The organism is Paenibacillus sp. FSL R7-0312 (assembly GCF_038004445.1).
GTDB lineage: Bacteria > Bacillota > Bacilli > Paenibacillales > Paenibacillaceae > Paenibacillus_AQ.
In genome coordinates, this window is sequence record NZ_JBBORE010000001.1 from 7,505,864 (window position 1) to 7,530,219 (window position 24,356).

Here is a 24,356-nt window from a genome sequence, read left to right on the forward strand (position 1 = left end):
GCACCCCGGTAAATTTCCATCCTAATTCCAAGTGTTCAAAGATGACCCGAGATACTGGAAGTAAAATAGCTGAGAAACGCTGTAAACAACGTTCCTCAGCCATTTCACATCAACCTTCTCAAGTTTACGTACTTATAATTGTACGGTTTGGCGAACTTAGAAGCAAGCCGCGCCCGGCCTAAGCCTTATTCCCGCCAGTTCCACAGCCGGACTTCACCCACCCGCATATAGCTGACCCAGGAGGCCTCGCGCAGCTTCAGCAGTTCCTTGACCGGCCCGGTGACAACGGCTCCATAGAGCTTAACCCCGTTCTGCTCCAGATAGGCCAGAGAGGTGTCAAGCTGGTCAATATACACCGCTCTGCCCGCAAGTGTCTGATGCTGCTGCAACAGCTTGAGGGTCTTGATGAAATTGGCATCCCGCAGCGCGCCGCTCCCGTACGCTTCAACGGAAGGCGATACGCTGCTATAGGAGGATACCGAGCTGAACCAGCCTGTCTTGGTAGTAGTGACTTCCGATTTCTTCATATCATCCTCATGCCAGATGGGCTGGTAGGGAAAGCCCAGCGGATATCTGACCACATCGTCTCTTGTTGAAGGTCCAGTATCTGCACCGAACCAGACAGGCAGAAGGTTCAGCGGTTCCAATTGCTTGAGCAGCTCATCTGTGGTATACAAATGGTCCAGCGACAGATACGCCTCGGCCACCGTACCTTCAGGAAGCTTCCCCAGCTTCTTCCACTGATCGCTGTTGTCCCCTCTCCCGGCAGTGCCCTTCGCAGACGGATAATAGAATACATAAGTAGCCGCATTCTGCTCATCCATCCAGTTAAACTCCCCAAGATTCGCCCTTCCCAGAAAGAGATTCTGGGTATAGTTGCCCACCTGAATGCTCTCGCTGCCCACCTGCCTCAGCAGATTCCCGGTTAACTCCAGTCGGAAAAAATAATGCGCGTTCGATGAAAGCCTCACCGTTGTATTGGGACGGGTAACGGCAATCGCCGATGTCACCACATCCTTGTAAGTGTCACCACGGTCTCCAGTGCTGTAGAAGACCGCAGTAATGATGCTGCTGATGACCGTCAAGATCAGAAACGCAGAAAATACAGTAAACGTATTGGTGATTCGTGCTTTCCATTTGCCGCGCCGGATAATAGACTTCTCTCTTCGCTTGGCCTTCCTCTTGGTCTTCTTAAGCCCTGTAGGTGCGCTTCCTTCTGGGTCAGTCTTGATCCACCGTTCGCTGGTCTGCTCCTCCCGCTCCATCTGCTCCTCCAGATACAGCTGATATGCTTCAAGCTTCGCCAGCTCACTCTCCAGCTCCTCACGCTCTTCCTCCGGAAGTGTGCCTTCGCTGTATTGGCGCAGCTTCTCCTTGAATTCCTCACTCATGCTCATTCCTCCTCCGCTCCGCCTCACGCAGCTTCTGCCTGGCGCGGAATACCAGTATCTTGTATTGGGACAGGCCCACATCCATAACGACTGCGGCTTCTTTGTAACTCAGCCCGTGATAATCATGCAGCAGCAGCGCATGGCGCTGTCCTTCCGGCAGCAGATTGAGCGCCAAGGCCGCTTCCGCCCAGCGTTCCTGACGCAGCAAAGTCCCCTCTGTTGTGTCAGGATGAGCCAAACCGCTGAAGTAACCGGCTTCCTTGGACACACTCCGCTTCTCCTTGCGCTTATAATCTACAAAAGCATTGTAAGCCACGCGGAACAGCCACGGCTTAATCTTATCTTCCCGGCAATCCTCCAAATACAGATAAGCGCGGTAAAAGGTCTCCTGCATCAAATCTTCGGCCGCATGGTGGTCCTGGCAGAGGGAGCGCAGATAGCGGTAGATGTCCATAACATAATTTCCGTATACCTCATCCAGCGAATTCGGCTCCATCTCCTCCCCCCTTAATCCATCCACGTATGAGAACGCCAAAAGTTACAGCTTCCAGCCATATATTTCAGGAATCATCCATCTTACTATAGCAGATTTATCTTCATCCCTACGCAAAAAGGGAGCCTCCCGGCTCCCCAAATCTTCCCTTTACAGTCGCTTCTCACATACTTAATAAAATCCGATACTGGACGAAGCATCCTTCATCCATTCCCGTTTGCGCCCCTTGTCCAGTTCGCCGCGCATGCCGCGCACCAGAGACTCGACATCTGCCATGCCATTCTCATGCCATTCCAGCGCCGCACTGACATATAGCTCGCCAAGCTGAGTCAGGGAGAAATCTCCTGTCAGGCGCGCAGCGGTGGCCGTACCCTCTTCACCTGCGAAGGCGGAGAACCCGCGTAGCTGCAGATATTCGAGGCGCAGCGCCTCATTTGGCATCTTGATCTCATAAGCCCGGTCGAAGCGCCCGGCGCGGTTCATGAGACCCGGGTCGATTTTCTCCGGATAATTGGTGGTGCCGATCAGGAAGATGCCTTCCTTCGAAGTAGCCCCGTCCAGCGTGTTGAGGAAAAAGGAGCGGACCTCCTGCGGCATGGAATCGATGTCCTCAATCACCAGTACCATCGGCGCCAGCCGGGCCGCAGCCTCGAACACCTCATTCACTGACTCGCTGCTCGTATATTCGGTAATCTGCCAGTAGATCACAGGTCCCGGTACACTTCCGGCGATCGATTTGACGAGCGTAGTCTTGCCGTTGCCCGGATGGCCGTAGAGCAGAATGCCCCGCTTGTACGGGATATCGTAAGTGACGTAGAAGCTGCGGTCCGAATCAAAAAACTGGTCGAGCGAACGGTAGATTTCTTTCTTGATCCCCGCGTCCAGCACGACCTCCTCACGCCCGACAGAGCGGGTGATGGGTTCATCGTCACGGAAGATTCCATTGCGCCGGTCAGTGAACACCGTCACCTTATTGATGTTCTGCTCCCGCTGCCGGGTACGCACATTGGCCAGGAAGAACTGCAGCTGCGCGTCAGATGCCGCGAACACATAGTCCTGAAAGTTGATGCCGTTCTCCTGGAACACCGGCACCCGCGCCAGAGCAATGCCCATGGCAGGATACGCCAGCACATTATTGCGGATCGAGAGATGGATATTGTATTCCGGCTGCTCTTTATCATCGTCATACACAAACGTCCGGTCCTCCAGGCGGTCAAAAATCCGCGCCACATGCTCCACCCCGGCATTTCCACTCTGCACATCATTCTCCAGCAGCTTCCAGTATTCACTGTTGGGGTCATCGCTCGCATACAGCTCATAACGGACGCCGTAGCGGATGTAGAGCGCTTCAAGTATGCCGTCAACCAGGCGTGCGTACACATCATAACCTTTGATGATTCCGGCTCTGTCTTCATCGTACTCGTAGATTACAGTAGGCTTCTTAATCTCCTGCTCCATCCTATTTCGTCCCCTTTATCGCTGCGAGCGGCTTGCATTTGGCCACAACAGCAGCCAGGCCGGCGCCCGTAACGCTTTCTATAATCTCATCTACATTCTTATAGGCCTGGGGAGATTCGTCAATGATAGATTCCAGGGAATGCTGATTCACTACAATCTCGTCTGCCGTCCCCACCTTCATCGACTGGGAGAATTCATGGACAGACACCAGCCGCTTCGTTGCCGAGCGGGAGCGGATGCGTCCGGCTCCATGGCAGATCGAATAATAATTCTCTTCTCCTCCGGGCTGGCCGACCATGATGTAGGAAGCGGTGCCCATCGAGCCGGGAATCAGCGCCGGATGCCCGGTCGCCGCATAGGCTGACGGATTATCCGGATGTCCGGCCGGCAGGGCGCGCGTCGCCCCTTTGCGGTGTACGAACTTGGTGCCGGAGGAGGTCTCCTCTTTCCAGGCATAATTGTGCATCAGATCATAGAGGGTCCGCAGCTCGCATTTCGTGCCGAAGACGTCACGGAAGCCCTCACGTACACCATAAGCGATCAGATGGCGGTTCACTACCGCATAGTTCAGCGCCGAGTACATCAGATTAACATAGCGCTGGGCCTGCGGATGTGCCAGAGGCGCATAGATCAGGCGCGGGTCGGCGCTGCCCAGTCCAAGCTGGCCCATGACCTTGGCGAAGGCCGGGGTACAGAACTGATTGACCATACCTCCCCAGGCCCGGGAGCCGGAATGGATCATCACGGCAAGCTGCCCGTCCTTCAGGCCCCACGCTTCAGCCACTTGCCGCTGCTCTTCAGCAATCTCAATCGCTTGAATCTCGACGAAATGGTTGCCGCCGCCAAGGGTGCCGAGCTGGCGGTGACCCCGGTGCCAGGCCATATCCGGCAGCTCATTCAGAATCTCGTCATCGAAGGCAAGCTTGCTGATCTCCACATGGGACAGCGCACTCGACTTCTTCGGCGTGTAGCTGTCCGGAATATATTTGTTCGGCAGGCCGTGCAGCCTTTTGCGGACGATATTCTCCAGCCGGATATCGCTGTAATGGCCGCGCTGCTGGGCCTCCATCGGCAGATAAGCCTCTATCCTGCGGACCAGCTTCCGGCGCAGCTTCACTTCACGCAGATCATCCATATGCAGGTTAGTCAGATGCACGCGCATGCCGCAGCCGATATCGCTGCCCACAATGGACGGCGATACATAGCCTGACGCGGCATCCCAGACCGCCGTGGTCCCGATGCAGGTTCCGACGCCTACATGCACATCCGGGGTGTAGCTCATATATTCTATATTCGGGATTTGCAGATTGTTATTAGCCATTTCCAGGACCTTGTAATCAAGTGAGCCAAATAATTGCTCGCTGGCATATACCCTGAGGTCGCCGCCCGGAAGGGCTACCTCATGTTTGTAGCGGGATATCTCCCCCGCTTGCTGCTTCATGCTATTCATAAATGTTTTCATTTCCTCTCAGGTTGGTAAGATAAATCCCAGTTTTGTGGTACACAAAAAGAGCCGCAGATCAGTTCTGATCATGCGGCTCCCGGAGCGCTGGGTGCAGCTTCGAATTCAAGCTGGGACACCCGTATGCAGTTGTGACATAATAAGCACGCTGCGCATTATGTCTTCCGGACGAAGGCGATGAGATCAGATTGTTCATATGCGGTTGTAATGTGACTGTGCGGCGTTCTCAAACCATTTGTTCCAATCATGACCCATCGGCCTCCCTTCTCTAAATGATAAACCCAATAATATAGGGCGCTGCTGCAGATTGTCAACCCTGATACTGGTAAAGTTTGTTTTATTTAAATTTCGACCAGTCCTGATTGCTGTTCTCCAGCAGGTGGCCGAAATCATTCTCCAGACGTTTCTGCTCTGCCTTGCGTTTGTCCTCCGCTTCCTTGAGGGCGGCGTCTTTCTTGCCTTGCTCTTCGGCTTTGAGCGCATCGGACTGCGCCTTCAGCTTGTCCAGCACCTCTCGGCTGAGCAGGTCTTTGAGTGTTGCCGGAGCATCGGTCGCCGCAGGCCGCGGAGCCGGGGTTATCTTCTTCTTTTTAGCCAAGGGAATCATCCTTTCAAGTAGTGCAAATAGTTCAAATTTGTTTTAGTTATAGGTCTTTTCGTTTATAATGTACAGTAAGAGGTGAGCCTAATGAAATCCACAGAGTTATGTCCAAGGTTACAAAAAAGCATGGATATTATCGGCAGACGTTGGACGGGCTTAATCATCTATCAGCTTCTGCAAGGTCCCCAGCGCTTCGGCGCCATTGAAGCTTCGCTGCCGGTCAGCGGCAGGCTTTTGTCCGAGCGGCTGAAAGAACTGGAGCAGGAGGGCATCGTCCTGCGCGAGGTTTTTCCCGAAACGCCTGTAAGAATCCAGTATTCGTTAACTGACAAGGGCCGGGCCTTGGAATCCGTCATCCGTGATTTGCAGGTATGGTCGGAAGACTGGATTACAGAAGAGGAATGCCGGTCTGCTTCAGCTGCTCCTCCGCAATAAGTTTCACACACTGTTTCTGCGAAAGCCTTATATAAATTTACAGCTTGCGGCCTACGATAACAAGGTCACGCGGAATGCCGTCCAGCACGGCGACACCCGGCAGCAGGCCCCATTGTCCGAAACCAAACTTCCGCAGCAGCGCAAGACTTGGCTCATTATGGCCAAACACAAAGCCTACCAAGTTCTGCAGTCCAAGTCGCGGACATTCCTCAAGCGCCTTGGTCAGCAGGATACTTCCGGCGCCGCTGCCGCGGAATTTTTCACTTACATAGACGCTGATCTCTGCCGTTCCATTATAGGCCGGACGCCCATAGAATGACTGAAAGCTGAACCAGGCTGCAATTTCTCCGCCTTGCCGCAGGACCCAGAGCGGACGGTGATGACTTTTATGCTCATGGAACCACTCTACTCTATCCTCCACGGCCACCGGCGTAAGATCCGCTGTCACCATTCTTCCGGCAACCGTCGTGTTATAAATCTCCACAATCGCTCCCAAATCCTCAATTGCCGCATCCTCTATGCTGTAACCTTTCCAATCCATGCTATGATTCCTCCTAGAAGTTGTATGTGATATGTGAACAACATTCCCCTCATCATATCGGCCCGAATCCAAAATGGTTGTTCAAAAGCATTTACAGAGATCCTTATAATCAGTTGATGCCTGTCCACTAGTTTCATTGCATTGCGGAAAACGAGGCTAGTTCAGCCCTGTCTGCTCCAGACTCCACTTCCACAGCCGTGCGGCTTCTTCTGTATTCTTCGCCCTTGGCGATAATTCCTTGATCTCGCGGCGGTAATAATATTGCCCGCTTACTTCGCTCAGCTCCGGCGCAGCCGCCAGATAAATGGCCGTGTCCGCACCTTTCTCAGGAGTCAGGAAGAAGTAGGACAGCAGCTTCAGCAGCGAGCGCCCAAAGCCTGTCTCCCGGTTCACTCCGATACTCGTCCCCACCGCTCCCGGATGCACACAGTTCACAGTAACCCTGGTGCCCTTCAGGCGTGCAGCAAGCTCCCGGGTAAACAGGATGTTGGCCAGTTTGGAACGGGCGTAAGCCTTAGCCGGATTGAAGCCGCGTGACAGCGTATGATCCTCCAGATGCAGCTTGCCAATCTTGTAGGCACCTGAAGCCACTACCACAATCCTGCCCTGTTCAGCATGCTTCAGTCTATCCAATAACAACATGGTAAGCAGAAAATGACCCAGATGATTCACGCCCAAATCCTGCTCATAGCCGTCTGAAGTAAGCTCACGTCTGATGGCGACTACGCCAGCATTATTGATCAGAACATCAAGCACCGGATAGCCGGCCGTGAATTCCTCTGCAAAAGCGCGAATGCTTGCGAACGAACCCAGATCGCACAGCATCAGCCGGATTTGATCAGAGCCGCTCTGTCGTACCGCTTCTGCAAGAGCTTCCTCCCCGCGTTGGCGGCTGCGGCAGGCCATGATTACATGGGCTCCTCTGCGGGCCATCTCCACTGTCGTAGCCAGTCCCATGCCGGAATTCGCACCGGTGACAAGCACGGTCTTTCCTTTCATGGACATCTTCCCCTCTCTTGCGGGCCAGCCAGGCCAGAGCATGGCGTAGCCTTTTCAGAGTATATGTTTTATGATAATGTTACATCATTTCTGAGGGTTAAAATAGCCCCTGGGCATGGAATAGCTTCTCAAGAGGTCTATTCCCGGTTCGAAGCAACTTATCCACTACAGGAGGCGGGGACATGGCTACTATTGAAGATTTCTTGAAGCTAGATATGCGCATAGGAACCATTCTGTCCGCAGAGCCTTTTCCTGAGGCACGCAAACCGGCGATTAAGCTGCAGATCGATTTCGGGGAACTCGGCATTAAGGCCTCCAGTGCGCAGATCACCAAACGTTACACTCCGGAAGAGCTGATCGGCCGGCAGATTGCCGCTGTCGTGAACTTCCCGCCCAGACGGATTGCCGGCTTCCTCTCGGAAGTGCTCGTCCTGGGCGGTGTGCCGGAGGAAGGCGATGTGATTCTGCTGGCTCCGGAGCAGCAGGTTCCGAACGGGACGCCGATCGCGTAGCGGACCCGCCGCTGAACCGGCTCCCCAAGGTATGCCGCTTACGCTGCCTAGTCTGCATAAGCTCTCAGACCTGACGGTACAGAATATCTTCTGCTACCACGTTGCACGTTATGAAGACAGCCTGCAGGCGTTGATGGTTCGCTTGCGGGCTACCTGTAGGCGGGGTTTACACGCTGCAGGCCCATAACAGGAAAGGCTGTCCTCTGTGCAGATGATCTGCAAGGAGGACAGCCTTTGTTTGCTACATAGTTACATAGTTACATACTTACATTACATAGTTACAGAGTGAGATGGACTCAGATGACGTTATTTTGCGGAAAAGGGTGATTTTGACGTATATGCGGACTCAGGAGACCTTATTGGGATTATTGTAGACCCGAATACGGTAAAACTGAGCCATTAAGGGCATCTGAGTCCGCAACGGACAGAAACCGGGCTAATATCCGGAAATAACGGCTTCTCAGTCCGCTCAGCGCCGGGTGGCCGTGAAATCCCTTCGTCAATAGTATGGCCGTGATAAAGTTCCGGAGGAAGTACACGGAAAATGCACCTAACAGCCCTTATTTCCAATCCGGCCGCAGCGCAATCAGCTTATCATCTTGTGCGCGTGGGTTGCCTCTGCCATCCCGGTTATTGGTCATAAGGTACAGGGTGCCGTCAGGCCCTTCCGCCACATTGCGGATTCGGCCATACTTCTCTTTGAATACAGCCGTAATCTTAGGCTTGCCGCCCGAAGGAGACAAAGATACCCGCAGCAGCTGCTGCCCGGCCAGACCGGCAACCAACAGTTCGCCGCTCCATGGCCCCTGCGTAATAAAGCTCATACCCGATGGCGCCCAGGTCTCCTCCCCGCTGTGTGCCAACGGAGCCTTCAGCTTCAGCTTTGCGGCTCCATTCGCATCGCCTTCAATCAGCGGCCAGCCGTAATTGGACCCGGCCTGAATAAGATTGATCTCATCATGGCTCGACTGGCCATGCTCCGAGCTGTATAAGACTCCGCTCTCCGGTTGCCAGGCCAGACCCTGCGGATTGCGGTGGCCCATACTATAGACCGGAGATCCCGGCCACGGGTTATCGTCAGGGATGCCGCCGCTGGTCGTAATCCGCAGGATTTTCCCGCCCAGACTGGTCTTATCCTGCGCCAGCTCAGGCTCATAGCGTTCACCTGTGGTGATGTACAAGTAGCCGTCCGGGCCCAGCTTAACCCGTCCGCCGTTATGATTGGTGTCCCCTGGTATATTATCCAGCAGGACCTGCCTGATCTCCGCTTTGCTGCTGCCGATCTTAATCCGCAGGACCCGGTTTGCCATGCTCCCCTCCGCATTGCGGTAAGAATGATATACATAAGCCAATCCGTTGCTCTCGAACTCCCGGTCAAGCGCAAGTCCCAGCAACCCGCCCTCTCCCTTACTGATAAAGGGGGCTTCAAGCTCCAGCAGCGGGGCCGCACGAAGCTTGCCATTCTCTATGACCCGCAGGCTGCCCGGCCGTTCGGTGAAAAAGATCCGCCCGTCCGGAGCGAACGCCATCTCCCAAGGCACATTCAATCCGTCTGCCAGCGTATGGGCGGTATAAGGGAAGGCTGACGAAGCTGGCGGCTTCGGCGCGGCAGCCGTTACTTCCGGTGCCTGTGTGCTTCCAGAGGCACCAGGTGATGCTGCGCCAACCGGCGCACCTGTTCCTGCACTCGCAGACGCTCCCGGTGTTCTTACCGGCGTTTCGGTCATCGTAGTCATTGAAGATGGAAGAGCAGTGCCGGCAGGCTGTGCGTCAAACCGCGGATTCTCACCTGTCAGCTGCCCTTGCCTAGGATCTTGTTCAGCAGAGGTGCAGGCTGACAGCAGGCCCATCAGCAGGACCAAAGCTCCGCGCAGCAGAAATGTATGGAAGAGGGCCGATGTACCGGACATATTCATAACCTCCTGTTAAGTGAAGCGGGAATAGAAACCAGAAATGATAGTGGCAACTATTACCCGGTGCTTAACTTCACTAAACTCCCTGTTGCATCCGTTCCAGGAACGTGCAGCCTCCCGGATTATGAATTATAATGAGAATAATGCTGTTTCAAGCGTGTATATGAAAGGGGAACTATTGCAATGAATGAAGCTCTGCTTAAACTGGAGCAAGGACTTACAGAAGAGGGCTTGGATGCTCTCCTCGTAACCGATCCCAAGCATGTATACTATCTGACCGGCTTCGCCAGCAACCCGCATGAACGCTTTCTGGGCCTGCTGCTGATCCGCGGCGAGGAGCCTGTGCTGATCGTTCCGGCGCTGGACGCCGAAGCGGCGCATGCCGCCTCCTCGGTGAAGACTATTCTGACACACAGCGATACGGACAACCCGTACGAGCTGCTCAAATCCCGCTTCGGCGGCGCTGCTCCGGGCAGCTTCGGCATAGAGAAGGAGCACTTCTCCGTCAGCCGCTATGAGTTGCTGGCAGACGCCATCCCAGCGGGGGCATTCAGCGACATCGGCCATCTGCTCCGCGCTATGCGCGCCATGAAGACGCCTGAAGAAATCCGCATTATGAAGCATGCCGCCGAGCTTGTGGAGGAAGTTCTCCGCCGGGGCCTGTCACATGTCAAAGCCGGTGTCAGCGAGAATGAGCTGGTAGCGGAGCTGGAATACCTGATGAAAAAAGTCGGAGCCTCCGGCCCCTCCTTCGACACCATGGTGCTCTCCGGCCCGAATACGGCCCTGCCGCATGGCGTACCGGGTGAACGCAAGATTCAGCCGGGTGATCTGCTGATGTTCGATCTTGGCGTATACGCCGCAGGCTATGCCTCTGACATTACCCGCACCTTCGCTGTAGGCGAAATCGACAGCAAGCTGATAGATATCTACAATACTGTGCTTGCTGCCAATGAGGCTGGTATCGCCGCTTCTGTTGCCGGAGCCACCTTCGGTTCTGTTGACAAGGCTGCCCGTGACGTTATTGAAGCCGCCGGCTACGGCGAATACTTCATGCACCGCGTCGGACATGGTCTCGGCATGGATACCCATGAATATCCATCATTGCATGGACTCAATACGGATATTATCGCAAACGGCAACGTCTTCACAGTAGAACCGGGGATTTATGTGCCGAATCTTGGCGGCGTGCGCATTGAGGATGATGTGCTCGTTACGGCAGAGGGCCCGCAGACGCTGACCAGCTTCCCCAAAGAATTGACAGTGCTGAGCCTGTAATTCAGAAATCAAAAAAAAGCCCCAATCTCCAGATCATCAATGGAGGTCAGGGCTTTTATATATAAACTATGCTATGAAATATTGCGCTTGGTCTCCTGGGAGCTGACTGCCTGCTCCTCTTCAGCGAATTTAAAGGAACGGGCAAGGTAAAGTACCGGTGTGCCTGCACCTGTAAGCAGGAATTTGGCCAGATAGGTGGTCAGCAGAATCTCAGTCCATACCTTCAGGTCATACATTCCGGCAAACGCAATAGTGCAGAAGATCAAAGTGTCGACAAAAGAGCTGATCATGGTGCTGCCGTTGGAGCGGATCCAGAGCTGCCGTGAGCTGCCGTAGTATTTGCGGATCCATGCGTATAAGCGTACATCCAGAAACTGGCTGATAAAATATGCGGTAAGACTGCCCAGCGCAAGTCTCGGCATCAGACCGAAGATTCTCTGAAGAGACTCTTGGGCCATATCTCCCTCCTGCGGCTCAAAGACAAGCACCATCTGCATAATGACGGTAGTCATCAGCAAGGTGAAGAATCCGAACCAGACGGCGTTCCGCGCTTCAGCCCGCCCGTATCTCTCATTCAGCAGGTCACTGGTCATATATAACGTGACATACATCGTATTTCCCAGCGTCATTACGATATCGAAAGGCATCGCAATCGTCTTGGCGACTTGAATATTGGCGACCACGGTTGCCATGCCGACCCAGGCATAGAGCCCTTTTTTACCGAACAGCCGGTAGCAGAGCAGAAAAAACACAAAATTAACAACAACAAACAAAATCCCCCACAACAAATTAAACATATTTCTGTTAACTCCTCCTAGTTTTGGTTACGCGGGATGGTTACGAACCGCGGCTATCCACTCTTATAGAAACAAAACATTAATACTCTACCACAGAAAAAGCTAACATACTATGAAATTTTAAATTTTCACGAAAACAGCGTATAATTCATTTTTTTCGGCAAATTGGTGATAGACTCGTTAAATATTCAATTTTTTCTGAAAAATAGTGCAATATAGAGCAAACTTTCACTATTCAACCTGAGGTTAATTCTATAGAATAGTTATCAATCACCATTCCCGTTCACTGATAGCTTCATATATGACCTATACCAATGGAATATATTGCTGCTTGCCTGGCACTTTGTCTGGCTTGGGATATTCAGATGCAATTGACAGAAAAGGAGAGAAAGAAATGTTCCGTCTCAAAAAATCAATTAGCCGCAAGTTTACGCTTCTGCTGTTTGTCGTTCTGTTACTCACTTCTCTTTTGCTAAGTATCAGCTTCTACTTCATATCCATTAATATTATCGACAGCTATGTGATGCCGCAGATCAACAAGTCTCTGACTGCCTCAGCCCAGGATGTATATAAGAATCTGAATGCTACAAGCGCGCAGCAGGCCCTTAACAAGAATGAACAGGCGGGGACCAATGTAGAATTTTATTTCGAGGAAAAGCGGAAGCAGCACGATGTTGAGACCATTTTCCTCATTGAACTGAAGGAAGGCAAAGCTACTGTCCTGGTCGCAGATCATAACGCCAAGCTTCAACGTGAAGAATCCATTGAGGTATTGCCTGCCATGGAGCAAGCCTCCAAAGGAAAGTCCGGACTTAGTGAAATCTATAGTGATAGTCATGGTATACATAAGACTGCATTTGTTGGCGTTCCCGGCACCCCCATGCTCGTTGGCGTAAGCTCGGATGTCGGCTTTATTCAAGAAAAGATGAGCAGCATTCTATGGACCAGTGCGGGAATCACCCTGCTGGCACTTATTGTCGGACTCTCCGGCGCCACATTGATGAGCCGCAGAATCATCCGTCCGATTAAACTGCTGGCGGCCTACAGCAACAAGCTGGCCGGAGGTGATTTCACCGAAGAACTTACGATTAAAGGCAACGATGAAGTAGGCCAGCTCTCCGAGAGCTTCCGGATCATGAGCGAGCGGCTCAAGGAGATGATCGGGCATGTGCTGGATACATCGGGCGCCGTCGTTGCCGATTCCAATGATCTGAAGGAACGTGTTCAGATTCTGAACAATATGGCTGAGCAATCCGCTGTTTCTGTAGAAGAAATCGGTAAAGGCAGCACCGCTATTGCAAGCAGCGCACTCGATAATTCCCGGGCTATGGATGAGATCAACATCGGCATCCAGCATATCGCTTCTGCCGCCGGTGAGGTCACGGAGCAGATCAGTGAAGCCTCCACCGAAGCCATGGGCGGTAATGACATTGCCCAGAGTGCTGTGCAGCAGATGCGCCAGGTGGAACAGGCCTCGGTACAGTCGCTCGAGCAATTCCGTATCATGAATGAACGCTCGCTGATGATCGGGGAAGTGGTGCAGGGCATTACCGAAATCACGAAGCAGATTCAGATGCTGTCGCTTAACGCATCTATTGAAGCCGCGCGCGCCGGAGAGCATGGCCGGGGATTCGCTGTCGTGGCCGGTGAAGTGCGCAAGCTGTCTGAGCAGTCCAAGGAATCCAATGAGCAGATCCGTGAATTCCTGCTCGGACTTCAGGAAGATATGAACCACTCGGTATCCGAGATGAACCACGTGAATACTGAAGTAGCTTCAGGTATGAACAAAGTGGTGGAAGCAGGCAATGCCTTCAATCATCTGCTTATTCTTATTCAGAGCATCAACCACAGCATCCAGTCCGTATCTGCCGCTACCCAGCAGATTTCGGCAGGCACCGAAGAAGTCAGCGCCTCGGTGGAAGAAACGGCACAGATTACAGCCAAGTCGCAGCAGAGCGCTGATACGCTGGCCGGCAACTCTGCCCGCCAGCAACAGGAGCTGGAAGGCCACGCGCTGACCGTAGAGCATCTGCATGAGCAGGCCGTGAAGCTGCAGAAGGCTGTCGAGCAGTTTAAGATTTAGCTTGTTCCCTGTTCAATCAAATCTATAATGCAATAGAATAGTAAACTATAAAAAGCAGCTCCAAAGGCCACACTGAACTGTGACCCACAAGAAAGACACTTTGAAAAAAGTGACCTTCTTGTGGGTCTTTTGTGTTTTAATCAGAATATTGGAAAAGGAGCGGGATAAGACTGTGGGAAATTTAAATCGAACCCTATTTACGGAAGATATCATTAGAAGATTAGAGAAGAATCCAAATGTTCAGCGAGTATCCGAGACGAATATTTCGTATACTGCTGAGTTTAAGTTGGCGGCAGTGAAGGCCTACAACGAGGGGACACCCCCGTCAGAAATATTTCTTAAGGCGGGCTTTGACCTAAATCTCATCGGTTCTAAAAAACCAAAGCATAGTTTGAAACGCTGGAGAGATAGCTTTGCTAAATATGGTGAACTAGGACTACTGGAAGAACGGCGTGGCAAAGGCAGCGCTGGACGAAAGCCTGCATGTGCCTTGTCTGCTGACGAAGAACTGAAGCGCGCAAAGGCGAAGATTAAATTACTAGAAGCTGAGGTCGACTTTCTAAAAAAGCTCGAAGCGCTCGAACGGAACCAAGGAAAACCTTAACACCTTCGGAGCGCTACGAAATCATTTATCACACCCTGAGAGCCCATGGATTAAGCCGTATGACTCGTTATCTATGTGGAGTCGCCGCTGTGAGCACCAGTGGCTATTACAGATGGCTGGGCGCCGAGCAAAGGCGTCAACTTCGTGCAGCCGACGACGAGCGCGACCTTGTTCTTATTAAGCAACACTTCAACGCATTACAAGGAAGAGCTGGCGCTTTGGTGATTAAGATGCGTTTGGAGCATCTCAGCGGTGTCACCATGAATCACAAGAAGATTCGCCGATTAATGCGTAAATTTAACCTTGTCGCAGCCTTACGGCAAGCTAATCCGTACCGTAAGATGGCAAAGGCAACGCAGGAGCATCAGACCTGCGCAAACTTACTGAAACGCCAATTTGACCAGAAAGAGCCGGAGAAAGTCTTTCTAACCGATATCACCTATCTGCGGTACGGAAACGGACAGTGGGCTTATCTTTCGTGCATAAAAGATGGAGCAACCCGGCAAATTCTTGCTGACTGTGTAGCAGGGACACTAGAGTTACCAATCGTTGAAAAAACCATTCGGCGTCTGCTGGAACGGCTTGATGGAAATCTTCATCCAGAAGCCATTTTCCACTCCGATCAGGGCATGCACTACACACATCCTAAAACTCGTCTCCAAATTGAGCAGGCAGGTTTTCAACAGTCTATGTCCCGTAAAGGGAACTGTTGGGACAATGCATCGATGGAGTCGTTCTTTGGGCATATGAAAGATGAAATGAGCGTTCGAGATTGTCAGAATCTCACAGAAGTCAGGGCTCGTGTTTCGGAATATATTGCCTACTATAACTCCGAGCGATACCAATGGACATTAAAGAAGATGACTCCTGACGAATTCAGAAGTCATCTCCTTGCGAGCTAGCTCTAGGGTATTTCTTTTAAACCGTCCTCAAATCGGGTCACAGTTCACACGGCTGTTGGAGCTGCTTTTTTGCATAGGGACAAGCGCAAGCATTCATTTCCTCAAGTTTGATTCGTTGCTGACACCTTGAGATTCTTAAGTTCACGCGGGTTCAGGATAAATGTTGTATTTTGGGCAGGATTCCATGGAACAACAAGGTTCCATCACAATCCGTGGATGAGAATAGAGGGATTCGTGCGATAACTGATTAGGACATGCTCAGTGCCTCGGTGCCCACAAGATGACAGAGACTCCAATCACGCAGACGCCGGCGCCGATCCAGTCGTAGAGATCCGGTGTTTTCCGGTCCACCAGCCAGCCCCACAGCACAGCAAGCACGATGAATACTCCGCCATAGGCGGCATATACCCGGCCAAAGGAAGGAAACTTCTGCAGCGTCGGGATAATACCATACGCGATCAGGATGGCAGAGCCTGCCAAACCGTACCACAGCGGCCGCGATTCCCGCAGCCAGAGCCAGACCAGATACCCGCCGCCGATCTCGGCCAGTCCGGCAACCATAAACAGCAGAACCGCAATAGTCATCCCTATTCCCCTCCTCCCCGCAAGCCCATAATATTGTAAACGGCATTCATGTCCAAATGTGACCTTACAGCATCCGCCAGCCGGTCGAATTCCTGCTCACGGAGCGCAGCGCCGAGGAGGTTACCGACAGCGGTGCGAGTCCTTTGGCAATACGCAATCCGTCCAGCCAGCTGCGGCGCAGCCCGTCGTTGTGGAACAAGCCGTGCAGATAACTGCCCCAGATTCTGCCGTCCGGGGTTCCCCAGCCTTCCGGCAGAGCCTGCCGTTCCGGCCCGTCCAGACTGAACAGGCAACGTACCGAAGCAGCATCATGATTCTTCGTTGTTCCCATATGTATCTCGTAGCCGGTAATGGGTATCTCTCCGGTTGAGGCGGACGCTTGTGTGCTTAGTTGCAGCGGATGATCCGCAGCCAGTGTTCCGCTCACGCGTACCGTGGTCTTCTGCTGCAGGAACGCCGTTGACAGCGGCAGATACCCGAGGCCCTCACTCTCACCTGGTTCAGCACTCTCAACCGCATGAGGATCAAGCAGCTTCAGCCCCAGCATCTGATACCCGCCGCAGATTCCGGCAAGCTGCTGCGTCCCCTGTCCCAATGCACGCTCTATTGCCTCCGGGAACCCCTGCTCCCGCAAATACTGCAGGTCGGCGACCGTATTCTTCGTGCCCGGCAATATAATGACATCCGGCGTTCCTAGCTCGTCTGCCGACAGTACATAGCGTACGGTAACATCCGGCTCATCCTCCAGCGGATCGAAGTCGGTGAAATTGGAGATGCGCGGATAGCGGATGACCGCAATATCAAGTTCTTTCATAGAACCTTCACGCACTCGGCCTGAGGTTCCTTCCAGAACTACGGAGTCCTCCGCCTCAATCCGCAGCTGCGGCAGGAACGGCAGCACCCCCAGCACCGGAATGCCTGTACGCTCCTCCAGCCAGTCCAGCCCGGGCTGCAGCAGCGAGACATCGCCGCGGAATTTATTGATAATGAAGCCTTTGACCCGGGCCCGTTCATGCGGCTCCAGCAGCTCCAGCGTCCCGACGATGAAGGCAAACACGCCGCCCCGGTCAATATCGGCAACCAGCAGCACAGGGGCATCTGCCCAGCCAGCCAGATTCATATTGACGATATCCCGCGCCTTGAGGTTGATTTCCGCGGGGCTGCCTGCGCCTTCCATCAGCACAACATCGTATGCCTCGCGCAGACGCCCAAGCGCATCCATTACGGTCCCTTTGGCCTCGGGAAGAAATTTCTCGCGGTATTCCCTTGCACTGAGCGCGGCATGCGGCACACCATGCACCACAATCTGCGCGCTCATCTCACCGGAAGGCTTCAGCAGGATCGGATTCATGTCACTGGTAGCCGTAATACCGAAGGCTTCCGCCTGCATCCCCTGGGCGCGGCCGATTTCTTTGCCGTCCGCTGTAACATAAGAATTCAGCGCCATATTCTGCGACTTGAACGGTGCCGTACGGTAGCCGTCCCGGGTCATAATCCGTCCGATGGCGGCGGTGACGAGGCTCTTGCCGACATCGGAGGCGGTTCCCTGCACCATCAGCACGGCGGCTGGGTGCTGCTTGCCGCGTCCATCTGCAACCACCGGCGCTGCCTGGACGGTAGCTGGCTGCTTATCCGCTCCCCGAGCAGCTCCCGTCGCTGCCTGAAGCGCGGCCTTACCTGAGGCTGTAACTTCCATGTTCATCTTCTTCACTTCCTCGCTTTCTTGCTGCTGCCGGTGTTCAGGGCGGTGCAGCCCTATGGCCTATTGGAGCGCTGTGCGGCGCTGCCCTAAGTGCATGGCGGACGCTGTCCGCTACAGGTTGTGCTGCAGCAGCACCAGCACCAGCAGAACCACCGTCTCCAGCAGCTCACCCAGCGCGCCGTAGACGTCGCCGGTGAGCCCGCCGAGCCGGCTGGCGATCCGCCGCGCTGCGAGCATGCCGCAGGCGCCGCAGCCGCCGGCGCCAGGATGGCCGCCGCCGCCAGCTGCGGCCAGGCCCCGCTGCCCGCGCCGAGCGCCAGAGGCGCCGCGGCGCGGCCAGCGTAAGCAGCGCGGCGCTTAGACGCGCGCGCCGCTCCAGCCAGGCAGGCAGCCCGCCGAAGCTGGCGGCCAGCCCTTCATTGCCGCGGGCCAGCGGATAGCGGGCCATGGCCCGCACCATGTACCAGCGGCTCCAGATCGGCGGCAGCAGGAGCAGCGGCAGCATGCTGTAGCTGCCGCCTTCAATTAATGCCGCCAGCAGCGAGGCCTTCAGCAGCAGGAGCAGCACGCAGGCCAGCACGCCCATAGCGCCTACGCGGCTGTCCTTCATGATCTCCAGCATCCGCTCCCGCGAGCGATAGCTGAGCAGCGCATCGGCGCTGTCCATCCAGCCGTCCAGATGCAGCCCGCCGGTCAGCCCCACCCACAGGATGAGGGTGATGACAGCGGCAGGCCAGGCCGGCAGCAGCCAGGCGGCGGCAGCTGCGCCAAGCGCGGCGCTGAGGCCGATCGCTGCGCCTACCAGCGGATAATAGACCACGCTGCGGCGCAGCAGCTCAGGCGAGAAATCCGGGCTGTATTTGACCGGAAACCGCGACAGGAACTGAAACGCGGCAGCGGCATCCCCCCGCGCGCTCACAGGAGGTACTCCCGGCTCTTCAGCTCCACAGGAATCCCGGCTGTAACCAGGAATACCTGCTCACACTGCCGGGCAAGCCGCGCGTTCATCCGTCCGGCCAGGTCACGGTACAGCCGGCCGAGTGAATACTCCGGCACAATGCCGTCGCCTACTTCATTGGTAACCAGAATTAGCGTTCCTTTGAAGCTGGAGACACTCTGCTCCAGCCCGGTAATTGCCGCTTCAACCAGTGGCTGCCGGTCACTGCGTTCCTCCACAGCCAGCAGCTGGTTGGACAGCCAGAGCGTCAGGCAGTCCACCAAGACTGGCTGACCGCTGCCGCTGCCGGACAGCCGCCGGAGCAGCGCCGACAGTTCAAGCGGCTCCTCCAGTGTCTCCCAGCGGAAGCCGCCCTCCTCCCGCTGCTGCCGGTGCAGCGCAATCCGCGCCTTCATCTCTTCATCGAACGCTTGCCCGGTCGCCACATAGACCGCCTGCTGCGGGTCTGCCAGCTTCTTGGTTAGGCGCTCGGCGAATCCGCTTTTCCCGCTGCGTGCCCCTCCGGTTACAAGGATGCTCATACGCTCTCCGAACCGGAGACCCCCGCACTCTCGAAGGTCGCCATCTCCCGCATAATCCGGCAGACCGCTTCAATGAAATGCAGGCACAGCGCGCCGCCGGTGCCTTCACCGAGGCGCAGTCCGAGATCCAGCAGGGCTTCCAGACCGAGGCGGTCCAGCATCAGCTTATGCCCCTGCTCGCCCGAGACATGGGAAGCAATCATGTAGGCCGTCGATTCCGGCGCTAATGCCTTCGCTACCAGGGCTGCCGCTCCGGAAATGAAGCCGTCCAGAATGACCGGAATCCGCAGGGCCGCCGCCCCCAGAATCAGACCGGCCAGACCGGCAATCTCAAGTCCGCCTACCTTCGAGAGTACATCGATCGGGTCAGCCGGATTCGGCGCATTAACCTTCAGGGCGCGTTCGATCACCGATATTTTGTGGCGCAGCCGCTCGTCGTCGATACCTGTCCCCCGTCCGGCTGCTGTCTCCGCCGGGATGCCTTCCAGTGCGCACAGCACCGCAGCACTTGCCGTAGTATTGCCGATGCCCATCTCACCGGTAATAAAAATCTCCGTTCCGTTCTTCACCGCCTCCTGGGCCACCTGAACTCCGGCCAGAATCGCGCGCAGCGCATCATCACGGCTCATGGCCGGACCTGCCGCCATATTGTCCGTGCCGCGGCGCACTTTGCGGTCGATCAAGTGCGGATGGCTGATGTCACCGTTAATACCGATGTCCACGAACTGCACCTCTGCACCGCCTTGGCGGGCCAGCACATTCACTGCGGCGCCGCCGCTCAGGAAGTTATAGGCCATCTGCATGGTAACCTCCTGCGGAAAAGCACTGACCCCTTCACAGCAGACCCCATGATCCGCTGCCATAACTACTACCGTACGTTTGCTGTAACAGGGCTGTTCTACTTTGGAGATCCCGGCCAGCCGGACGGCCAGCGCCTCCAGCCGCCCGAGGCTTCCCGGCGGCTTGGTCAGGCTGTTCAGGCGGAGCACCGCGCGCAAGGTCGCTTTTTCATCAGGCGGAGCGATCCGTCCGGTTACTTCTTGTATGGCTGTGATCATGATATTGCCTCCTGTTATCTATTGTATATTCTATTAAAAACAATCTACTTCTAGCTGCTCATCATCCTGTCATCAGAACACAAAAAAAGCTCCCCTGCTCTGAAGAAGGGAGCTTCCGCTGACTTGGCTGCAAGCCAATTGAATTCTAACATATCCCTATTTCTTCCTTAAAGGATTATAGGTGATATAGATTGATCTTACAATTAGATTTTTACCTTCATGAAGCCTTCAAGCCGCTCCAGCGCCTCGGTCAGCTTCGCTGTAGAAGCTGCATAGGAGCAGCGGATATACCCTTCTCCGCCAGCCCCGAACACATGACCCGGAACAACTGCGACTCCCGACTCCTTCAGCAGCCTTAAGGCGAATTCCTCCGAGCTCATGCCTGTGCGGGCAATGGACGGGAAGGCATAGAATGCCCCTTCAGGCACATGGCAGGGCAGTCCTGCAGACCGCAGGCCGTCTACAAATATTGTCCGGCGGTCCTTGAAGCATGCCTTCATCTGGTCTTTATCCGGCAGAGCACTGCGCAGGGATTCGGCAGCGGCGATCTGGCCCAGCACGGGTGCGCACATGGCCGTGTATTGATGAATTTTGAGCATAGCCGCCAGCAGTTCGCCGTTCCCGCAGGCATATCCGACCCGCCAGCCGGTCATGGCAAAAGCCTTCGAGAACCCGCTGATCACCACCGTCCGCTCCTTCATGCCGGGAAGTGAGGCAATACTTACATGTGTGCTGTCGTAGGTAAGCTCGGCATAGATCTCATCCGAAATCACGATCAGCCCGTGCTCCTTCACCACCTCAGCTACCGGCAGCCAGTCCTCATAGGTCATTACCGCCCCTGTAGGGTTACTCGGAAAATTCACCATCAGCAGCTTGGATCGCGGAGTGATTGCCCGCTTCAATGCTTCGGCCGTGAGCTTAAAGCTCTGCTCCACCTTCGTCTCCACCGTGGCCAGCGTTCCGCCATTCAGATAGGCGATAGGCGCATAGGCGACATAACCCGGGGAAGGAATCAGAATCTCATCGCCTGGTGCGATGAAGGCGCGCAGCGCCAGATCCACGGCTTCACTGCTCCCTACAGTAACCATTATTTCATCCGCAGGATCGTACTGCAGGTCGAAGCCCTTCTGCAAATACCCGGCAATCTCCTCCCGCAGCTCCATCCTCCCGCTGTTAGGCGTATACATCGTCTCCCCGCGGTCCAGGGCGCGGATACAGGCCGCTCTGACCTGTTCAGGAGTAGCGAAGTCAGGTTCGCCAACCCCGAGTGAAATAATATCGTTGTTACCCGCAGCCAGATCAAAAAAAGCGCGGATGCCCGAAGGCGGAATCTCCCTTAGACGCGGAGTAATGGGGTCGTTGTGCATGGAGATGCCAGAGAGGCGCGGGATGCGGGGGTGGCGGTCCACAGGCAAAGCGGATTGTTTGCTGTTCATAACCCGCCACCCCCTTGCTGTACCAGTTGTGCTTCTGGTGCTTCTGGTGCTTCTGGTGCTTCTGGTGCTTCTGGTGCTTCCCCCGTACCTCCACGCTCCCGCAGCGATCCGGTGATAATCTCATCCAGCAGCCGGGTGAAGGAAATACCTGCGGCCTTTGCACTCTGGGGTAGCAGGCTGGTTGCAGTCATGCCGGGCAGGGTGTTCACTTCCAGCACATAGGGAATCCCGTCCTTCAGCAGCATATCCACCCGTGCATACACCGCGCATTTCAGCGCCCTGTAGCAGGTAAGCGCCGCCGTCCGCACCCGTTCCTCGACCTCCGCAGGCAGCTGAATGATCTGTTCCTCTGCCCCGCCCTGCTCATATTTGGCGCTGTAATCGAACCAGTCGGCACCGAGCGACTGAATCCCGATTACCGGCAGCAGCTCTCCACCGAGAATGGAGCAGGTAATCTCCTGTCCTGTTGTATAATGCTCAATCAGCACCGAGCAGTCTGCGGCAAAAGCCTTCTCCACCGCCCCGCGCAGCTCCCGCGGATGATTCACCTTGGTCATGCCGATGCTGGAGCCGCCGGAATTCGGCTTGACCATCACCGGATAACCCAGCCGGTCCACGGCTTCCGGTGCATATTCATTGATATGCTCCCAGCACAGCCAGTCGGGTGTGAGGATGCTTTTGCTGCGGATAACCGTCTTGGCCAGCCCTTTATCCATGCAGAGACTGCTGGACAGCACGCCGCTCCCGGAATAAGGAATGCCGAGCGTTTCAAGCGTACCTTGCACAGTGCCATCCTCGCCGTAGGTCCCATGCAGGGCGAGCAGAGCGAAGTCTAGCCCCACGACTCCCTCCAGCAGCTCCTTCCGCGAGGTGATGGGTACAGGAATCCCGGTGTATATTGCCGGATCCAGTGCCTTCAGCATCTCCCTGCCGGTATTCATGGACACCTCATATTCAGACGATACGCCGCCCATAATAACTCCCACTTTAATCATATCCGTACACCCCTTCATCCCATAAGTTGCCGTGCTGTCCTGCCGATAATTTCGATCCCTCTGCGTATATCCTCATCCGCCACTCTGGAGAAGCCCAGCCGCAGTGTATTCTGTCCCTTCCCGTCAGTGAAGAAGATGTCTCCTGCGGTAAAAATCACTCCCTGCTTATGGCAGGCCGCCAGCAATTCCCTTGTGCTGAAGCCTTCGGCGAACGTTACAAACAGATGCAGCCCTCCATCCCCTGACAATGAGGCATATGGAATATGCTCCTTGCAGTACGCGAGCGTCAGCTCGTATTTGCGTTTATACTCCAGCCGGGCCTTCTTCAGATACTTCTCCAGATTGCCGCCCAGCAGATATTGGTACAGGATAGACTGGTCCAGCGTCGAGGTATGAATGCTGCGTGCCCTTTTGACACTTTCGAGATAATAGATCAGCTCCTGATCCGCCAGCACCCAGCCCACCCGCAGTCCGGGGAACAGTACTTTGGAGAAGCTGCCGAGGTAGATGACGCTGTTCCCGCCGCCCGCCGCCGCGATTAACGGAGCCACATGGGCACCCGAATAACGCAGCTCCTCGTTGAAGCCGTCCTCAATGACCGGCACTTTGTAGTCCGACATCAGCTTCATCAGCCCATGTCTTTTCTCGGGAGACATGACAATGCCCGTGGGATTATGGTAGGAGGGGACCAGATAGGCACAGTCATATTCCCGCTCTTCGAGCGCCTGCCTAAGCTCCCCTAAGTGGATGCCGTCCCGCTCCATCGTTACCCCATGTATCCCGAAGCCGTGCAGCTTCAGATTTTTGATCGCCGTATGATGCGTCGGATTCTCGCAGACCACAGCGCCATGCCGCTTGCCGAGAGCCGACAATACCACGTCAAACCCCTCCGTAAACCCGTTGGTGATCAGCAGATCCTTCCCGCGCATATTCACGCCCTTGTGCTCCATATATTGCCGCAAATAATCTATTAAAGGTCTATATCCCTTGGCATATCCATAATTCAGCAGAACGTTGCCCTCTACGGACATACGCTCCAGAAAAGCTCTCCGGACCTGATCCAGATCGAAGAGGCTCTCATCCGGCGCGATACTGGTAAAAGAAATCGTTCCTTTCCCCGCGCGGATTCCCCGCTTCATAATGTCCAGCTCTTCCGCGAGCAGCGCCTGGCCGCTGAGCCGCTCTTTCCAGTCCACGCTCCAGGAGGCCGCTTCCGGATCTCCGTGCCCCGCTGCTGCACCTGGTGAGATATAACTTCCCTGGCCCTGCACCGTATACGCGAAGCCGTCATCCTCCAGACTCTCGTAGGCTGAGATAATGGAGTTGCGGCTGACCTTGAGGAGTGTGCTGAGTTCCCGTGTAGAGGGAAGCTTCTGCCCGCCCTGGAGCGCGCTTTTGATAATAAGATGCTTCATGTAATCCTTCACCTGGATATATACCGGACGTCCGGCAATGAGCTTGAAATCCTTAAACATACCGCTATCGCCCCCATAGCTATCATGGCACAGACGCCGCCGTAAAAAAAGAACCACAGCCCCGGGATTTTCTTCCGGCTGTGGTTCTAAGGGGGACAATGTAGTTGGTTTTTCGCATACACTTGGCTGGTTAACCCTATCGACGCGCATTGTAGTC

At 54.9% G+C, this 24,356-nt stretch carries 21 protein-coding genes and 2 pseudogenes; 5 read left to right on the forward strand and 18 right to left on the reverse strand.

Features of this window, described 5'->3' with window-relative positions; all coding sequences use genetic code 11:
- Positions 1–185: 185 nt before the first annotated feature.
- The 5 genes from MKX70_RS32380 to MKX70_RS32400 all read right to left on the reverse strand — a co-directional run bounded on the left by MKX70_RS32380 (position 186) and on the right by MKX70_RS32400 (position 5,402).
- On the reverse strand, positions 186–1,391 hold the full coding sequence (locus MKX70_RS32380) for an anti-sigma factor (protein ID WP_340841558.1): 1,206 nt from the start codon (positions 1,389–1,391) through the stop codon (positions 186–188).
- Positions 1,384–1,887: a sigma-70 family RNA polymerase sigma factor gene (locus MKX70_RS32385; protein ID WP_340841559.1), complete on the reverse strand. Its 504-nt coding sequence runs from the start codon at positions 1,885–1,887 to the stop codon at positions 1,384–1,386. Before MKX70_RS32385 ends, MKX70_RS32380 begins: the two co-directional genes overlap by 8 nt.
- A gap of 168 nt (positions 1,888–2,055) precedes the next feature.
- The gene (locus MKX70_RS32390; protein WP_042233329.1) at positions 2,056–3,342 is read right to left on the reverse strand and encodes an ATP-binding protein; all 1,287 of its coding nucleotides are present in this window, start codon (positions 3,340–3,342) and stop codon (positions 2,056–2,058) included.
- A gap of 1 nt (position 3,343) precedes the next feature.
- Positions 3,344–4,792, reverse strand: a complete 1,449-nt coding sequence (locus MKX70_RS32395; protein WP_340841560.1) for an RtcB family protein — start codon at positions 4,790–4,792, stop codon at positions 3,344–3,346.
- A 349-nt stretch (positions 4,793–5,141) separates the two neighbouring features.
- Complete coding sequence (locus MKX70_RS32400) at positions 5,142–5,402, reverse strand: YqkE family protein (protein WP_340841561.1); 261 nt, start codon at positions 5,400–5,402, stop codon at positions 5,142–5,144.
- 90 nt (positions 5,403–5,492) lie between these two features.
- Between MKX70_RS32400 and MKX70_RS32405 the strand changes: the two genes are divergently transcribed.
- Positions 5,493–5,840, forward strand: a complete 348-nt coding sequence (locus MKX70_RS32405; RefSeq protein WP_039299846.1) for a winged helix-turn-helix transcriptional regulator — start codon at positions 5,493–5,495, stop codon at positions 5,838–5,840.
- A 37-nt stretch (positions 5,841–5,877) separates the two neighbouring features.
- Here MKX70_RS32405 and MKX70_RS32410 read toward each other — a convergent pair whose 3' ends face one another.
- Together MKX70_RS32410 and MKX70_RS32415 are read right to left on the reverse strand one after the other, a co-directional pair.
- Complete coding sequence (locus tag MKX70_RS32410) at positions 5,878–6,381, reverse strand: GNAT family N-acetyltransferase (protein WP_042233322.1); 504 nt, start codon at positions 6,379–6,381, stop codon at positions 5,878–5,880.
- A gap of 156 nt (positions 6,382–6,537) precedes the next feature.
- Positions 6,538–7,380 (reverse strand): SDR family oxidoreductase, encoded by an 843-nt coding sequence (locus tag MKX70_RS32415; RefSeq protein ID WP_340789654.1) that lies wholly within the window; start codon positions 7,378–7,380, stop codon positions 6,538–6,540.
- A gap of 182 nt (positions 7,381–7,562) precedes the next feature.
- Here MKX70_RS32415 and csaA point away from each other — a divergent pair, with 182 nt between their 5' ends.
- Positions 7,563–7,892 carry a chaperone CsaA gene (gene csaA, locus MKX70_RS32420; protein WP_039299841.1) on the forward strand — a complete coding sequence of 110 codons (330 nt, stop codon included), beginning with the start codon at positions 7,563–7,565 and terminating at the stop codon, positions 7,890–7,892.
- Positions 7,893–8,452: 560 nt separating this feature from the next.
- Here csaA and MKX70_RS32425 read toward each other — a convergent pair.
- Positions 8,453–9,802, reverse strand: coding sequence for a PQQ-dependent sugar dehydrogenase (locus MKX70_RS32425; RefSeq protein WP_340789658.1), 1,350 nt, complete (start codon positions 9,800–9,802; stop codon positions 8,453–8,455).
- Positions 9,803–9,988: 186 nt separating this feature from the next.
- On the opposite strand from MKX70_RS32425, the gene MKX70_RS32430 reads away from it, so the two are divergent.
- Entirely contained in the window at positions 9,989–11,083 is a 1,095-nt protein-coding gene (locus tag MKX70_RS32430) for a M24 family metallopeptidase (RefSeq protein ID WP_340841562.1), read from the forward strand.
- A 71-nt stretch (positions 11,084–11,154) separates the two neighbouring features.
- Here MKX70_RS32430 and MKX70_RS32435 read toward each other — a convergent pair whose 3' ends face one another.
- Positions 11,155–11,880, reverse strand: coding sequence for a queuosine precursor transporter (locus tag MKX70_RS32435; RefSeq protein WP_340841563.1), 726 nt, complete (start codon positions 11,878–11,880; stop codon positions 11,155–11,157).
- Between the two features lie 394 nt (positions 11,881–12,274).
- Between MKX70_RS32435 and MKX70_RS32440 the strand changes: the two genes are divergently transcribed.
- Together MKX70_RS32440 and MKX70_RS32445 are read left to right on the forward strand one after the other, a co-directional pair.
- Positions 12,275–13,963: a methyl-accepting chemotaxis protein gene (locus tag MKX70_RS32440; protein WP_042233313.1), complete on the forward strand. Its 1,689-nt coding sequence runs from the start codon at positions 12,275–12,277 to the stop codon at positions 13,961–13,963.
- Positions 13,964–14,135: 172 nt separating this feature from the next.
- A protein-coding gene (locus MKX70_RS32445; protein ID WP_156123452.1) for an IS3 family transposase occupies positions 14,136–15,469 on the forward strand; the annotation gives its coding sequence in 2 pieces (ribosomal slippage) (positions 14,136–14,517 and positions 14,517–15,469; 1,335 coding nt in all).
- A 258-nt stretch (positions 15,470–15,727) separates the two neighbouring features.
- Here MKX70_RS32445 and MKX70_RS32450 read toward each other — a convergent pair.
- The 9 genes and pseudogenes from MKX70_RS32450 to MKX70_RS32490 form a co-directional block, all read right to left on the reverse strand.
- Positions 15,728–16,054, reverse strand: coding sequence for a YnfA family protein (locus MKX70_RS32450; RefSeq protein WP_042233310.1), 327 nt, complete (start codon positions 16,052–16,054; stop codon positions 15,728–15,730).
- 2 nt (positions 16,055–16,056) lie between these two features.
- Positions 16,057–17,609 (reverse strand): annotated as a pseudogene (locus tag MKX70_RS32455) (cobyric acid synthase).
- A 258-nt stretch (positions 17,610–17,867) separates the two neighbouring features.
- Entirely contained in the window at positions 17,868–17,993 is a 126-nt protein-coding gene (locus MKX70_RS33525; RefSeq protein ID WP_445323694.1) for an adenosylcobinamide-GDP ribazoletransferase, read from the reverse strand.
- 205 nt (positions 17,994–18,198) lie between these two features.
- Positions 18,199–18,675: pseudogene (locus tag MKX70_RS33530) on the reverse strand (adenosylcobinamide-GDP ribazoletransferase); the annotation flags it as partial.
- Positions 18,672–19,235 carry a bifunctional adenosylcobinamide kinase/adenosylcobinamide-phosphate guanylyltransferase gene (gene cobU / locus MKX70_RS32470; protein ID WP_042233308.1) on the reverse strand — a complete coding sequence of 188 codons (564 nt, stop codon included), beginning with the start codon at positions 19,233–19,235 and terminating at the stop codon, positions 18,672–18,674. The gene cobU and the pseudogene MKX70_RS33530, both read right to left, overlap by 4 nt.
- Complete coding sequence (cobT, locus tag MKX70_RS32475; protein ID WP_340789664.1) at positions 19,232–20,293, reverse strand: nicotinate-nucleotide--dimethylbenzimidazole phosphoribosyltransferase; 1,062 nt, start codon at positions 20,291–20,293, stop codon at positions 19,232–19,234. The genes cobU and cobT overlap by 4 nt, the downstream gene beginning before the upstream one ends.
- Positions 20,294–20,496: 203 nt before the next feature.
- Positions 20,497–21,660, reverse strand: coding sequence for an aminotransferase class I/II-fold pyridoxal phosphate-dependent enzyme (locus tag MKX70_RS32480; RefSeq protein ID WP_340841725.1), 1,164 nt, complete (start codon positions 21,658–21,660; stop codon positions 20,497–20,499).
- Between the two features lie 65 nt (positions 21,661–21,725).
- Complete coding sequence (locus tag MKX70_RS32485) at positions 21,726–22,724, reverse strand: D-alanine--D-alanine ligase (RefSeq protein WP_340841565.1); 999 nt, start codon at positions 22,722–22,724, stop codon at positions 21,726–21,728.
- A 14-nt stretch (positions 22,725–22,738) separates the two neighbouring features.
- Complete coding sequence (locus MKX70_RS32490) at positions 22,739–24,199, reverse strand: aminotransferase-like domain-containing protein (RefSeq protein ID WP_340841567.1); 1,461 nt, start codon at positions 24,197–24,199, stop codon at positions 22,739–22,741.
- Positions 24,200–24,356 lie beyond the last annotated feature (157 nt).